At 53.3% G+C, this 13,667-nt stretch carries 15 protein-coding genes; 7 read left to right on the forward strand and 8 right to left on the reverse strand.

What is annotated here, in order from left to right; all coding sequences use genetic code 11:
- Nucleotides 1-11: 11 nt before the first annotated feature.
- The gene (locus GNG29_RS14310) at nucleotides 12-650 is read right to left on the reverse strand and encodes an RpiB/LacA/LacB family sugar-phosphate isomerase (protein ID WP_156654816.1); all 639 of its coding nucleotides are present in this window, start codon (nucleotides 648-650) and stop codon (nucleotides 12-14) included.
- A gap of 293 nt (nucleotides 651-943) precedes the next feature.
- On the opposite strand from GNG29_RS14310, the gene yecR reads away from it, so the two are divergent.
- Nucleotides 944-1,285, forward strand: a complete 342-nt coding sequence (yecR, locus tag GNG29_RS14315) for a YecR family lipoprotein (RefSeq protein ID WP_103180106.1) — start codon at nucleotides 944-946, stop codon at nucleotides 1,283-1,285.
- A gap of 206 nt (nucleotides 1,286-1,491) precedes the next feature.
- Nucleotides 1,492-1,989 (forward strand): non-heme ferritin, encoded by a 498-nt coding sequence (ftnA, locus tag GNG29_RS14320; RefSeq protein WP_103180107.1) that lies wholly within the window; start codon nucleotides 1,492-1,494, stop codon nucleotides 1,987-1,989.
- A gap of 33 nt (nucleotides 1,990-2,022) precedes the next feature.
- On the opposite strand, the gene GNG29_RS14325 is transcribed toward ftnA, so the two are convergent.
- Together GNG29_RS14325 and GNG29_RS14330 are read right to left on the reverse strand one after the other, a co-directional pair.
- Nucleotides 2,023-2,262, reverse strand: coding sequence for a YecH family metal-binding protein (locus GNG29_RS14325; protein ID WP_156654817.1), 240 nt, complete (start codon nucleotides 2,260-2,262; stop codon nucleotides 2,023-2,025).
- Between the two features lie 67 nt (nucleotides 2,263-2,329).
- A complete protein-coding gene (locus GNG29_RS14330; RefSeq protein WP_156654818.1) occupies nucleotides 2,330-2,671 on the reverse strand; it encodes a hypothetical protein in 342 nt (113 codons plus the stop codon).
- 249 nt (nucleotides 2,672-2,920) lie between these two features.
- On the opposite strand from GNG29_RS14330, the gene tyrP reads away from it, so the two are divergent.
- On the forward strand, nucleotides 2,921-4,132 hold the full coding sequence (gene tyrP, locus GNG29_RS14335; protein ID WP_103180110.1) for a tyrosine transporter TyrP: 1,212 nt from the start codon (nucleotides 2,921-2,923) through the stop codon (nucleotides 4,130-4,132).
- A gap of 83 nt (nucleotides 4,133-4,215) precedes the next feature.
- Here the strand turns inward: tyrP and GNG29_RS14340 are convergent, their stop codons facing one another.
- The 5 genes from GNG29_RS14340 to GNG29_RS14360 form a co-directional block, all read right to left on the reverse strand.
- Nucleotides 4,216-4,884: a YecA family protein gene (locus GNG29_RS14340; RefSeq protein ID WP_156654819.1), complete on the reverse strand. Its 669-nt coding sequence runs from the start codon at nucleotides 4,882-4,884 to the stop codon at nucleotides 4,216-4,218.
- A 165-nt stretch (nucleotides 4,885-5,049) separates the two neighbouring features.
- Nucleotides 5,050-6,624 carry a sulfatase-like hydrolase/transferase gene (locus GNG29_RS14345; RefSeq protein ID WP_156654820.1) on the reverse strand — a complete coding sequence of 525 codons (1,575 nt, stop codon included), beginning with the start codon at nucleotides 6,622-6,624 and terminating at the stop codon, nucleotides 5,050-5,052.
- A 283-nt stretch (nucleotides 6,625-6,907) separates the two neighbouring features.
- Complete coding sequence (locus GNG29_RS14350) at nucleotides 6,908-7,189, reverse strand: heavy-metal-associated domain-containing protein (protein ID WP_156654821.1); 282 nt, start codon at nucleotides 7,187-7,189, stop codon at nucleotides 6,908-6,910.
- Nucleotides 7,186-7,542 carry a mercuric transporter MerT family protein gene (locus GNG29_RS14355; RefSeq protein WP_156654822.1) on the reverse strand — a complete coding sequence of 119 codons (357 nt, stop codon included), beginning with the start codon at nucleotides 7,540-7,542 and terminating at the stop codon, nucleotides 7,186-7,188. The genes GNG29_RS14350 and GNG29_RS14355 overlap by 4 nt, the downstream gene beginning before the upstream one ends.
- Complete coding sequence (locus tag GNG29_RS14360; RefSeq protein ID WP_156654823.1) at nucleotides 7,520-8,662, reverse strand: transglutaminase-like domain-containing protein; 1,143 nt, start codon at nucleotides 8,660-8,662, stop codon at nucleotides 7,520-7,522. The genes GNG29_RS14355 and GNG29_RS14360 overlap by 23 nt, the downstream gene beginning before the upstream one ends.
- Before the next feature lie 531 nt (nucleotides 8,663-9,193).
- On the opposite strand from GNG29_RS14360, the gene GNG29_RS14365 reads away from it, so the two are divergent.
- The 4 genes from GNG29_RS14365 (at nucleotide 9,194) to GNG29_RS14380 (ending at nucleotide 13,666) form a co-directional block, all read left to right on the forward strand.
- Entirely contained in the window at nucleotides 9,194-10,177 is a 984-nt protein-coding gene (locus GNG29_RS14365) for an autoinducer 2 ABC transporter substrate-binding protein (protein ID WP_103822429.1), read from the forward strand.
- A gap of 72 nt (nucleotides 10,178-10,249) precedes the next feature.
- Nucleotides 10,250-11,731, forward strand: coding sequence for a sugar ABC transporter ATP-binding protein (locus tag GNG29_RS14370; protein WP_156654824.1), 1,482 nt, complete (start codon nucleotides 10,250-10,252; stop codon nucleotides 11,729-11,731).
- Nucleotides 11,724-12,704 (forward strand): ABC transporter permease, encoded by a 981-nt coding sequence (locus GNG29_RS14375; protein WP_103180118.1) that lies wholly within the window; start codon nucleotides 11,724-11,726, stop codon nucleotides 12,702-12,704. The genes GNG29_RS14370 and GNG29_RS14375 overlap by 8 nt, the downstream gene beginning before the upstream one ends.
- On the forward strand, nucleotides 12,701-13,666 hold the full coding sequence (locus GNG29_RS14380; RefSeq protein WP_103822432.1) for an ABC transporter permease: 966 nt from the start codon (nucleotides 12,701-12,703) through the stop codon (nucleotides 13,664-13,666). Before GNG29_RS14375 ends, GNG29_RS14380 begins: the two co-directional genes overlap by 4 nt.
- Nucleotide 13,667: the final 1 nt, after the last annotated feature.

Consider the following 13,667-nt stretch of genomic DNA (forward strand, 5'->3'; position numbering starts at 1 on the left):
GTGTTAGCAACTTAGCCGATAATACCGCGGACAAAGGCTTCGATCTCTTTATCCTGGCAGTTCTCGAAGAAGCACTGCTGGAAACGCTGACCGGTAACCGCAGTTTTAACCAGCTCCGGATCGATGGCGCGCAGGGTGTCGAGATAGTTCTCTTTCACCACAGCCGCTTTCACCTGATTCAGGATGCCCGCGTTGCGAACCTGAGGCTCTTTACGCTCTGGCGGATAACCTTCGCCTTTACGGCCAGTGAAGGCTTTTTCAAAGATAAAGCGCACGTTCAGCTCTGCACCCCAGCCGAAGCCTTTGGCAAATGGCAGGGCGAGTGCGTTACCGTTGTTGATCTGTGCAAACAGGAAGGCGTCAGCAGGATCGATGCAGTAGCCACACACCACGCCCGGGTGGATGTTCAGGGACATCAGCGCACCCTGGCCGGTACCGCAACCGGTCACCACGAAATCAACCGCTTTAGAGTTCAGCAGAATGCTCGCCATGATCCCCAGATGAATATAGGTCAGGTGGTGATCGTTTTCGTCGCTCATCCCAACGTTATAAACCGGTAAACCTTTCTCTTCAGCAACGGCGTTCAATTCCTTGAGGATGATGGCGTTTTTTTGCGCCTGGCTGTTTTCCATCATCAGTGCAATTTTCATACTTCGTCTCCTGAATGCGATGCGGGGCACCCCGCTGTGAATAGCTTACTCAATCCACCTTACTACTAAGCAAACGCACTTTCAAATTAAGTGAAAAATAGTTTCAAAAAACAAAGATGCGCTCACAATTTTGATGGAGAGGGATGTGAGCACCGGTTCGCAAAAGGATGGCTTATGATTGAAGGAGCCGGATGCTCGTGGCGAAGAGAAAAGAGAGAACAGGTGGTTATTCCTGGCATTGCGCTTTACGTCTGGCGTTAGTATAGGTTATTTCAACGCATTCAGAGTGTTCTATGAAGAGATTATGCACGGTCGGTCTGGTGCTGTTACTGGCAGGTTGCGGTATTACCCGCAAAGCTGAAGTGAGCAGCGTCGATGTCACCTCGGGGGTCGTCAGGCTTGATTATGGTCAGCCACTATTCCAGACCTCTTATGATGATGCTTATGTAACAAGTGGCACTGCCACCCGCGAATGTCAGGCCATGGGATACAGTACGGCCCAGGCCTACGGTCAGCCGATCGAAACCTGTAGCGTGATCAGCGGCTCGTTGTGTCTGAACAAAACCGTCACTATCCAGTACCAGTGCCACGGTTACGCCCCCGCCCCTGCCGTCACGACCTCGGCTTATTACTAATTTCGTTGCCAGCTTTAGAGCTGGCAATAAAATTCTGAACACGAAACAGAATAATTCTCATTAATATATTTGAGTTGCGCGCAATGCGTTTTATTCCCATTCGTATTATGATTGCTTAAATATTTATTTTACTTTTTGCAAATAAATAAATAACAAATTATAGTGACGCTCACGTTGACCAGTTAATAATAAAACGGAGCCACACCATGCTTAAAAGTGAAATGATCGACAAGCTCAATGAGCAAATGAATCTGGAGCTTTACTCCTCCCTGCTCTATCAACAGATGAGTGCCTGGTGTAGCTATCACAGTTTTGAAGGCGCGGCGGCGTTTATGCGTCGTCACGCCCAGGAAGAGATGACACACATGCAGCGTCTCTTTGATTATCTTACGGATACCGGCAGCCTGCCGCGCATTAACCCGGTAGCATCGCCATTTGCAGAATATGCCTCATTAGATGAACTGTTCCGCGCTACCTACGAGCATGAACAGCTGATCACACAAAAAATTAACGAACTGGTACACGCGGCTATGACCAGCCAGGATTATCCCACCTTTAATTTCCTGCAGTGGTATGTGGCAGAACAGCACGAAGAAGAGAAGCTGTTTAAATCGGTTATCGATAAACTCACCCTGGCCGGAAAATCGGGTGAAGGTCTGTACTTTATTGATAAAGAGCTGTCGACGCTCGATGCCCAAAATTAATATTCATGCGGCGCCATCTGGCGCCGCAAATTATTAATGGCGGCAGATTTTACTTTCATGAGTTGAAAAACCCGACGCCTGCGGAATGAATTTACCGCGCGCCGCCAGAAATGCCACCAGCTCTGCTGCCGTCATGTCCGCGGCTGAACAGGTGTGAAAACGCGCCTCGTCACCAAAACGCGCCGTAATCGCGGCAATCAAACTCTCTTCGCTGTATTGCTCGCCGGACTCGATCATCATCGTCAGCACATCGTGCCCATGAATGGATGCCATAAACCCTCCAGAAGAAAAGGCGCAGCCTAACCCTTTCCTCCCCGCAACGCTTTGCGCTGGCGCAGGTTTACATGCAACCCGCACAGCTGGTGCAGCGCCAGTCCTGTTTATTGACCGCCTGATAAAACTGGCGATAGCTGGCCGTCTCCAGCGGGATGCCGTGGTCGAAAAAGAGATCGGTCAGCCATTCGACGTTTTCAATGATCCACTCATCTTCCTGCAACTCCTGGGCAAAGGTCTCATCTTCGGGATCGATAATCGAATAGATGGCCCAGGTACCCATATCCTTTTCCCGCCTTGCCTCCGGTAAGGTTAGCGCCTGGCCCTGCCAGCTGATTATCCAGTGCCCGTGACACAATAAATTGCCTGAACGACTCCATTTCGCACAGAAGGGATTACTGGCCGTCATCGCCGTCTCACTTTTTTTGAATATTTATAAGAAACGTTTACGTTACGCCTGATTATCGGGCGAAAACATTGCTCTTATGAAGTAGGCAAACCTCCTCATTTTTACGGGCATATGACCAGAGCGACGCTTAAGTTAAATAACGTAAAGATTACATTACACTCGTTGTAACGCCGGTTTGACGAGTCCGTTCTTTTCCCTTACTCTGCGCCGCAGATTTTGTCGTCGTGTCGTAGGGTTTTAGAGGAAAACGTGAAGAACAGAACGCTGGGTAGTATTTTTATCGTCGCCGGAACGACGATTGGCGCCGGGATGCTGGCGATGCCGCTGGCGGCGGCAGGTGTCGGTTTTGGCGTTACGCTGGTGTTACTGGGCGTACTGTGGGCACTGATGTGTTACACCGCCCTGCTGCTGCTCGAAGTGTATCAACACGTTCCAGCCGATACCGGGCTGGGATCGCTGGCCGGGCGTTATCTGGGGCGATTCGGCCAGTGGATCGCCGGCTTTAGCATGATGTTCCTGATGTATGCCCTGACGGCAGCCTACATCAGCGGCGCCGGGGAGTTAATCGCCTCCAGCGTCAATGACGGGTTCAACGCTGATATCTCTCCCGCCACAGGGGTGATCTTATTTACCCTGATTGGTGGGGGCGTGGTCTGCGTGGGCACGTCGCTGGTCGATCTGTTCAACCGCCTCCTGTTCTCGGCAAAAATAGTCTTCCTGGTGGTGATGCTGGCCCTGCTGGTCCCGCACATTCATAAGGTCAACTTACTGACGCTGCCGCTGGAGAAAGGGCTGGCACTGTCGGCTATACCGGTCATTTTTACTTCGTTTGGTTTTCACGGCAGCGTGCCGAGCATTGTCAGCTATATGAATGGCAACGTGCGCAAGCTGCGCTGGATCTTTATCACTGGCAGCGCCATTCCGCTGGTGGCTTACATCTTCTGGCAGCTGGTCACCCTCGGCAGTATCAACTCGTCGAGCTTCATGGGAATGCTGGCAAACCATAGTGGGCTGAACGGGCTGTTGCAGGCCGTACGCGAAGTGGTTGCCTCGCCGCACGTTGAGCTGGCGGTGCATCTCTTTGCCGACCTCGCCCTGGCGACCTCGTTCCTGGGAGTGGCGCTGGGTCTGTTCGACTACCTCGCCGACCTGTTCCAGCGCAGCCGCACGTTCAGCGGACGTATCCAGACCGGGGCGATCACCTTTCTGCCGCCGCTGGCCTTCGCCCTGTTCTACCCACGGGGTTTTGTGATGGCGCTGGGATACGCGGGCGTGGCGCTGGCGGTGCTGGCGCTGCTGCTGCCCTCTCTGCTGGTCTGGCAAAGCCGTAAGCATCATCCTGAAGGGAACTACCGGGTACCAGGCGGTAAGCCTGTGCTCTGTCTGGTCTTCGCCTGCGGGATCGCGATAATCCTGGTGCAGTTCGGGATTACGGCGGGGTTGCTGCCAGAGGTGGGATAGCGTGCAATGATCCCGGGTGGCGCTGCGCTTACCCGGCCTACGAATAGTGTAGGCCCGCGCAAGCGAAACGCCGCCGGGCGCTGTTAATGCAGACAGCAGTTCTTGAATTTCTTGCCGCTGCCGCACGGACAGGGATCGTTGCGTCCCACTTTGGTGCCGTTGATCACCGGCTGCTGAGTAACCGGCTCTTGCGGGTTGGCAATCCAGTAGTTATACAGACGCAGCGCTGCCGGACGAATCCCCTCGATGCTCTGCTGGAACTCCTCTTCACTGAAGGAATCCAGGCGCTCAAATTTCTCTTCGGAGCCGTGCAGGGCAATTAAATCCAGATCGGCACGCAGTGACTCCGGCAGGGATGACCAGTCGGTCAGCGCCACGCCGCGCATATAGCCGAAGCACCACTCTTCCACCACGGTATAGGTTTCACCGTCGACATCGTTCATGCCGAACATCGGTTCAAACTGATCCGGGTAGTCGCTCAGGCGTTCGGCGATATCGTTCATATGCTTGAAGCAGAGATCGATGAAGCGGTTCATCTCGCGCTCGTTCTTCCAGCGCGGAATGTTCTTTTCACCGCCCCACACCGCCACCAGCCAGCGGTCCGGCTCCACCACCACGGGGCCGGAAAGCACCGCGGTCAACATACCGTCGAGTTCTGAGACATCCATAACGGACTCGTCATCATGACCGTAGGTCATTAAGGTCTCTTCCAGCCACTCCATTTCGGTTTCGTTTAACGGGCCTTCAGTCATGGGTCAATCTCCTGCAGAATAGAATGGCGTGCAGGGTAACACAGAAACGGTTCTCTTCCCTGTTTATCCGCGGTCTTAGCTGGTGCAAAAAAGGTTAAATCATGACCGTTGCACCGGGTATCTGTTTTGCTGTTAATGAGATGGACGGAGCGTAACCGGCGCCCCCTACGGGTGGAAATCGTCCGGCAACTGCGCGAAATCTACTTTCTGCATCTTAAAGTTGGTCACCCAGGCGCTGCCCGCCTCCTGTTCCGAGACAAATGCGTATTTCGGCGTCAGCTCCTTCGCCTGAATGCCGGTCCAGACCGAGAAGAAATCGAGAAAATCATTGGCGGAACGCCGGGCTTTGATCAGGCGGTGCTCTTTATCGTCACTCGATACGATCATAAACGGCACCTGGTAGTTTTGCTGCCAGGCATCACCGTGAGCCATATATTGCCCGCCGGTCAGACGGGCTTTATAGGTCAGACCGTGATCGGAAAAGTAGACCATCGAGAAACTGTCGCCAGTGTTCTGCAATTGCTGATAAAGCTGTTTTAACAGGGTATCGGTCTGGGTGATGCTGTAGATATAACAGGAGGTCTCTTTCGACTGCACAAACTCGGCGTATTTCCCCTGGGTGCGTTCGCAGGCCTGCGGATGGGAACCCATCAGGTGCAGGACAATCAGTCGCGTTTGTATGCGCGGGGTTGAGAGCACCTGCTGGGTCATCTGCAGTAAGGCTTCGTCCCGAGGATTACTCTCGTCTTCGTAATACCCCTTTCTGAGAAACTGCACCTCATCGGCCCGCTTCGCAATACTGGCAATGGCGGTATCGTACTCGCCAATCTGCCCCTGATTGGAGAACCACCAGGTCTGAAATCCGGCGCGATTCGCCAGCGTGACAACGTTATTTTGATACTCCGGCGTATCACCACTCACCCGGCTCAGGGAGTACCCCAGCGAGGTTTGGGTGGAGGCGCTGGCGGCAATGTAATCGGTAAACAGGATTCCCTTCACCGAGCTGGCGAACGGCGTATTATTCCACTGCCCGCCAAAGGCACCCAGCGCATCCCGGCGTGCGCTTTCACCGATCACCATCACGTAGTTATGGTAGCGGGGCTTCACCGCCAGAACGGTCCAGTTGTCCTTCACTTTGGCCAGCTCCAGCATGCGGGCTTTCTCCGTAACCACTTCCCGATTGTTGATCACCACATCTTTTACAAAGCGGAACACCGGATACCCCACGTCCATCAGGGTAAAGTGCCCCCAGTAAACCAGGTTTTTCAGGGGGGTTAAAAAGAAACAGAGGACGCTAAAGGCCAGACAGAGCATATCGAAACGGCGCCAGCCCTGTTTGGGCATAATCTTACGCCGGAGTGCAATGAGGCCTAATGTCAGAATAATGAATGACACCAGGTAGCTGTGCCACGGAAATATCGTCAGGATCTCGACGGACTCATTAAAATTGGTGGAATGTAATGCTAACAGCGTATTGAAATTTGGCGCGCCATACGCTTGCTGAAAAGGAAAGTAGATCGCAGCCAGCAGACTGCACAGGATAATAACGCCTTTTTGCAGGCGGGGGGTGATTCGCCAGAGCACTAACAGCACGCAGCAAAATGCCACCGTATAGATTGCGCTGAATGAGTAGCCGAAAGAGTAATTTATTAGTACCGACTGAAGAAAATAAAAGGCGATCCAGGGATTGAGCGTAATATCGCGGATCCAGAGGGTATATTTGCTGGCTGTTATATTCATATTTACCATCACCAAAAATATAGTGTAAAAACGCTGAGAGCAAGGAGCGCTCCACCGCCGATAAAGAAAAGGCATGGATAAAAAGGATCGTTTTATGGAGAAAGTTATCAAAAGATAGAGCGGACGAACGGGAAGATCAACGTTTCGTAACAATATATTTATAAAACTGAAGGCGTATCATCATTAATTATTAATAATTGTCTGAAATAACGCCTTTCCCTCATCCAGGGAAAGGCAAAAATACATTAAACAACAATTAATCCATCATGAGTTCGTATTATATTTACAGCTTTTCAATATGATTGAGCGTCGCCGTATAACCTGTTTTCGCCACCGCCTGTAATAATGTCTCGACAGGGAAACCTTCCGCGACGATAACGTCGGTTTGTCGGGTCTTTAATGACGCTTTCGCTTTCACTACCCCTTCGGTTTCCCGCAGCGCCTGGTTAACCGAAATGACGCACAGCGAACAGGTCATGCCCTGAATATCCAGCACCACTTTTTGATTCGCCGCCTGAGCAAACAGCGGAAGCAGCAGACACGCGCTTATCAACAGTCGTTTCATTCCATCACCTCATAAACCCAGGTCACCACCGTGGGGTAGAACAGCACCAGCAGCAGCACCGGCAGCGTGAGCCAGAACAGCAGACGCATCTGCCCCAGGGTTAAACGCCCGGTACACCACAGCCTTTTTGAAAAATAGAGCCGCCAGAACACCCGCAGCATCAGCCCGAGGGAGAGCACAATCATCGGCAGGCGCAGGAACTCAAGCTGGCTGAGCCCGGCAAACCCCGCCGCCGAGATGCCAAAGAGCAGGTAGAGCAGCGGACCGACGCAGCAGAGCCCGGCGGTAACGGCAGCCGCGGCTGCCGTCAGCAGGGTAAGGCCTGCCCCCTTAGCGTTGTTCGGTTGAGACATAGTGGTAAGTGAACACCTTTGGATCGTAGAAATTGAGTGGATCGCCGTCCACCTCGGCATAGGGGTAGCCAAAGTTATTTACCGCCCCCTGCTCCGTCGCCGGATAGAGCTCAAAATCGCGCCCATAGTTGAAGCCCACCCAGTTCATCTCCCAGTTGCCAAAGAGGTAAGCATTCACCGCCTGCACATCGGGATCCTGATGGGCTTTTTTCTCCGCCAGACGCATTTTGGTGACGTCCGCCGGGTCACACGGCAGCCAGCCGTAACCGGCCAGATAAAACTCCGCGCGACAGTGCTGTCCGCCGCTGACATCGGCCACGCCCGCGCTATCGGCTTTGCCGAAGGCGCTGGCGGAGTAGCGCTCCAGTTTGTTGGCTCTGCCCAGACGGATGCCGAACAGTTCCCGCGCCGGGATCCCGCTGGCGCGCGCCAGCGCTACAAACACCGAGCTGATGTCGGTGCATTTGCCGCTGAGCTTGCCGCTTTGCAGAATGGTCGCCACGTCGCCGGTGCCACAGCCAATGACGTCGTTATCGCGTTCCATATGGCTGCTGACCCATTCGTAAATGAGGCGCGCTTTCTTCAGTGGATCGGTTTCGCCGCCGGTAATTTTTTGCGCCGTTTCGCGCACCAGGCCATCAACCGGTGTGTGCGTTGTTGGCAGCAGGTATGGCTTCACCGCCAGCGGATAAACAATCTGTTCCGGTGCCTGCCAGTTTTTCAGCGCGTCATGTTTCAGCGGCTCCCAGTCCGCCGTTTCGATCTCCAGATCGAGCTGAAGCAGCAGGTCGCCTTCACTTTTTGGCCAGGTTGCGAACAAAGTTTTCGCACCATAGGCGTTGTTGGTGGTGACATAGGCCTGCTGATAGTTGCCGGTAAACGCCATGCCGGTCATCTGCTGAAAGGCAGTATCCACCGGAAGCGGGATCCACAGCTTCACGACGCCGCTGGAGCCCTGTGGCGGCGCCAGTTTATAGGTTTGCGACAAGACAAAGCGGCGGCGCATCACCGGCGCTATGGGCGCCAGGCTGGTTTTTACCGTCTCGCTGGCGAGAGCCGGGCCTACTAAACCTGCGGCAGAAAGAAGAACGCTATTTTTAAGAAATTGTCGACGCTGCATGGCTATCTGTCCCTTGAAAATGAGTCTGGCGACGGCAAAACGGGCCGACAGCACAGAGGTTCATCACAGCAGACAGGCGCTGGCGCGAAGCGATGGGATTTATTCATCAATAACAGACCTGTTAACTGTGAATGATAAAAATTTTGGAGACGGTATTAGGCGCTTTTCAGCGCCGGTTGTACAGGCTTGAAGTCAAAAAAAGCGGCAGTTTCTCTCAAACGCGCCAGACGGTTGCTTCAGCCCGGCGGATGGCGCAGTAAGCCGAATAAGTGATGGAAATCCCAAAACGGAGTATTGGCAAAATAGTCCATGCGATAAGCCAGTAGTTCCATAACATTATAAATATGAAAACCCTACTGTTAATTCTTTTAAACCAGCGGAGCTAACTTGCTATTTCCCCTGGCTTTATCTGGGATAAAGTCTGCGAGGAAAGGATTATTATCACCTAATATTAAAACGCACACGGGTAGGTCAAACAGCGAAACAACGTTATCACTATCATTTATTTTCACCACCATTCAGAGGTATGAGATGAGTAAAATGTGCTTAACAAAATTACTGTCGGCTGGTTTGCTCGGATTGATGGTCTTTTCCACTTCCGCAATGGCGAAAGAAATTGAAGTGGTAAATATTTCAAAAATAGATGGCATGCCCTGGTTTAATCGTATGGGGGAAGGTGTCACCAAAGCCGGCAGCGACCTCGGTATTAAAGCCTCTCAGGTAGGCCCTTCCAGCACTGATGCCCCGCAGCAGGTAAAAATTATTGAGGACTTAATCGCGAAAAAAGTATCGGCGATCGGGATTGTTCCCAACGATGCCGATGTGCTCGAGCCGGTATTTAAAAAGGCGCGGGATGCTGGCATCGTGGTATTAACCAACGAATCTCCCGGACAACCGAGCGCCAACTGGGACGTTGAAATTATTGATAACGAAAAATTTGCCGCCGATAACGTTGAAGAGATGGCCAAAGCCATGGGCGGTAAAGGAGGCTATGTTATTTATGTCGGCAGTCTGACCGTGCCGCAACATAACCTGTGGGCGGACTTGTTCGTTAAATATCAGAAAGAGCACTACCCGGATATGCATGAAGTCACCAGCCGTATGCCGGTGGCCGAGAATATCGACGATGCCCGCCGGACGACCATCGACCTGATGAAAGCTCACCCCGACCTGAAAGGGATTGTCTCCTTTGGCTCTCAGGGACCCATTGGCGCGGGCCGCGCGGTGAAAGAGAAACGGGCGAAAGGCAAAGTGTTCGTTTACGGCATGATGATCCCCTCTCAGGCCGCTTCCCTGATTAAGAGCGGTGATATCGCCATGGGCATCACCTACGACCCTGCCTCTGCGGGTTACGCCATTACCGCCGTGGCCGACAAGGTTCTGAAGGGAGAAGAGATTACTCAGGGTCTTGAGATCCCCAATCTCGGTAAAGCGGATGTGGATACCGAAAAACGCATCATCAAATTCCATAAAGTCCTGCGCGTGACGAAAGAAAATATCGACAGTCTGTATTAACCCGTTGGTTCTGCACGCCCTGCTGCGATCGTCGCAATACGGGCGTGCTGTGTGAGCCCCTGAGAGGTAATAATGGAGCCGTTTATTTCACTGGGTCATATCAGCAAAACGTTCTACGGTGTGAAAGCGCTGGATAACATCGCCCTGACGCTATTTCCCGGGGAGGTTCACTGTCTGGCCGGGCAGAACGGATGCGGTAAATCGACGCTGATTAAAATTATTTCTGGCGTCTATAAACCCGATCCCGGCTTTCAGATCGTCATTGACGGTAAGCCCCGCTCCCACCTCTCCCCCATCGACTCGGTGAAAGCCGGAATACAGGTTATTTATCAGGATCTCTCACTGTTCCCGAACCTCACCGTGGCGGAAAACATCGCGATCCACCAGCATCACCATAATCTGCTGGTGAATAAGAGCGAGATCCATCGCATCGCCGCGCGCACCGTGAAAAGCATTGAGGCGGAGCTGGATCTGGATGCCAATGTAGAATCCCTGCCCATTGCCCAGCGTCAGATTGTGGCGATCTGCCGGGCGCTGGCCCAGGAAGCCAGGCTGATTATTATGGATGAGCCCACCGCCTCTCTCACCATGCAGGAGGTAAAAGGACTGCTGCGGGTGATTGGCGATTTAAAGAAAAGAAACATTTGCGTCGTGTTTGTCAGCCACCGTCTGGATGAAGTGCTCTCTATTTCCGACCGTATCAGCGTGCTCAAAAATGGCACCCTGGTTGGCACCTGGCCTGCCAGCGACATCAATAATAAAAAACTCGCTTTCCTGATGACCGGTAAAGAGTTTTCGTATGCGTTATTACCGCCGATAGAAAAACTTGGCGACGTAGCGCTGAGCGTTAAGAACCTCACTAAGCATCACCAATACAAGAACATCTCATTTCAGGTGCATCAGGGTGAAATCCTCGCCATTACCGGATTACTCGGTGCGGGCAGAACAGAGCTTTGCCTGAGCCTGTTTGGGCTCACGCAGCCTGACTCCGGGGAGATAGTGCTGGCAGGCAAAGCGGTGCGCTTCGCCAGCAACCGGGATGCGATCAATGCCGGGATTGGCTATGTCTCTGAAGACCGGATGAGTACCGGCCTGGTGATGGAACAGTCCATCAACGACAACATTATCTCTACCGTGCTTCGACGGCTGAAAACCCCCTTTAAATTGTTAGACAGAGCCAAAGCGGACCGCGTTGTCGCCGATTTAGTCGGGCAGCTGAGCATTAAAATTGGCAGCGTCAATCTGCCGGTCAATACCCTCTCCGGGGGCAACGCCCAGCGTGTGGCGATAGCCAAATGGCTGGCGATCAATCCCAGGGTGCTGATCCTCGACTCCCCCACCGTCGGGGTGGACATTGCCAATAAAGCGGGGATCTATCAAATCATCTCTGCTCTGTCGCGCCAGGGGATCGCGATGCTGATGATCACCGATGAGATCGATGAAGCCTACTTTAACAGTCATCGCATTTTAGTCATGCGCAAGGGTGAGATCGTCGCGGAACTCCTCCCGGAAAAGACCTCGGAAGCCGCGCTGGCGGAGGTGGTCAATGGTTAATAAATTCGGGATTAAAACCCACGAGCTGTTTTTAGGCCTGACCATTCTGGTGATTGGCGGCTATCTGTCGTTTGCCAGCAGCGATTTCCTGACGCTCGGCAATATCTACGATCTAATCAATAACTACGCCATGCTCACCATTCTGGCCTGCGGCTTGTTTATTGTGCTGATTTCCGGCGGGATCGATATCTCCTTTCCCGCCATGACCATCATTTCACAGTACGTGATGGTGACGCTGATTCAGGGTACCACCGGTAATTTTGCCCTCGCGTTTGCGCTGGCCGGGGGGCTGGGATTGCTGCTCGGGTTGATCAACGCCACGCTGGTCAACCGGCTCAACGTGCCTTCCATCATTATCACCATCTCAACCCTGAATATTTTTTACGGCCTGCTGCTCTACCTGACCAAAGGCGTCTGGCTCTACAGCTATCCTGAGTGGTTTGAAGAGGGGGTGATGCTATTCAAATTCACCGCCGCAGATGGCTACGATTATGGCTTAAGCCTGCCGATCCTCACCCTGCTGGCGGTGGTGGCGTTAACCGGCTTCATCATGAATAAAACCAGCGTCGGGCGGATGATTTATGCCATGGGCGGCAACCGGGAGGCGGCCTCCCGCATGGGATTTGGCATCTTTAAGATGCAGCTGTTTGTATATGGCTACATGGGGCTGATGTCCGGGGTGGCAGGCGTAGTGCAATCCGCGACCGTCTTAACCGTCGCGCCCGACTCCCTGCTGGGCTACGAACTGACGGTACTCGCCGCCGTGGTGTTAGGCGGAACCAGTATCGTCGGCGGGCGCGGCACCTTACTCGGCACCCTGTTAGGGGTGATTTTACTCGCCGTGTTGCAGAACGGTCTTAACCTGTTAGGGATCTCTTCGTACTGGCATACGGTCGTTACCGGGGTGGTGATCGTCACCAGTATCAGTATGACGGCATGGAGTCAGCGTAAAGGTCAGGGAGTCATAGTATGAGCGCCAACAAAACCCAGGATCGCGTCGAGATTTACCTGAGCGTGTTAATCGCGGTGGTGGTGATCGCGTTCAGCTTCCTGATACCCTCGGTCTTCTGGTCAGCCGCTAACTTCCAGTCCATTGCCTCGCAAATGCCGATCCTCGGCGTGCTGGCCCTCGCGATGGCGGTGACGATCCTCACCGGGGGGATCAACCTGTCCATCATCGCCACCATGAACGCCTGCGGGCTGGTGATGGCCTGGGTCGCTACCCATTATCCTCCAACCTTCAGCAGCATGCTGCTGGTGATTGCCGCCGGGTTAGTCATGGCCCTGGCGATCGGTTCGGTGATTGGATTTTTGGTTGCCGTGGTGCGGGTCTCGCCGATTTTAGCCACCCTTGGGATCATGACCCTGCTGAAAGGCATTAATATCCTCATCTCCAAAGGTTCGGCGATCTCTAACTTCCCGGACTATATTCTGGTGATTAACAGCACCAACATCCTCGGCATCCCGCTGCCGCTGCTGGTCTTTCTGGCGGTGGTGGTCGTACTGTGGGTGATCCTCGAAAAATCCGCCTTCGGGCGCACCCTCTACCTGATCGGCTCTAACGAGCAGGCGACCCACTACTCCGGGATTAACACCCGTAAAACCCTCATCTGGGTCTATGTGCTCTCCTCGGTGCTGTGCGTGATCGCCGCCCTGCTGATGATGTCGAAACTCAATTCAGCCAAGGCCTCTTACGGTGAATCTTATCTGCTGGTGTCGATTCTGGCGGCTGTACTGGGCGGGGTAAATCCGGATGGAGGCTTCGGTAAAGTCTTTGGCATGGTGATGGCGCTGATCCTGCTCCAGATGCTGGAGAGCGGCCTCAATATTCTGGGCGTGAGCAGCTACATCACCATGGCTCTGTGGGGCGGTTTGCTGTTAGCGTTTATTTTCCTGAAAGGGGCGCAGATCTCGCGTCTGTTTGGTAAACCCTGAT

It is taken from the genome of Leclercia sp. Colony189, assembly GCF_009740165.1.
Classification (GTDB): Bacteria; Pseudomonadota; Gammaproteobacteria; order Enterobacterales; family Enterobacteriaceae; genus Enterobacter.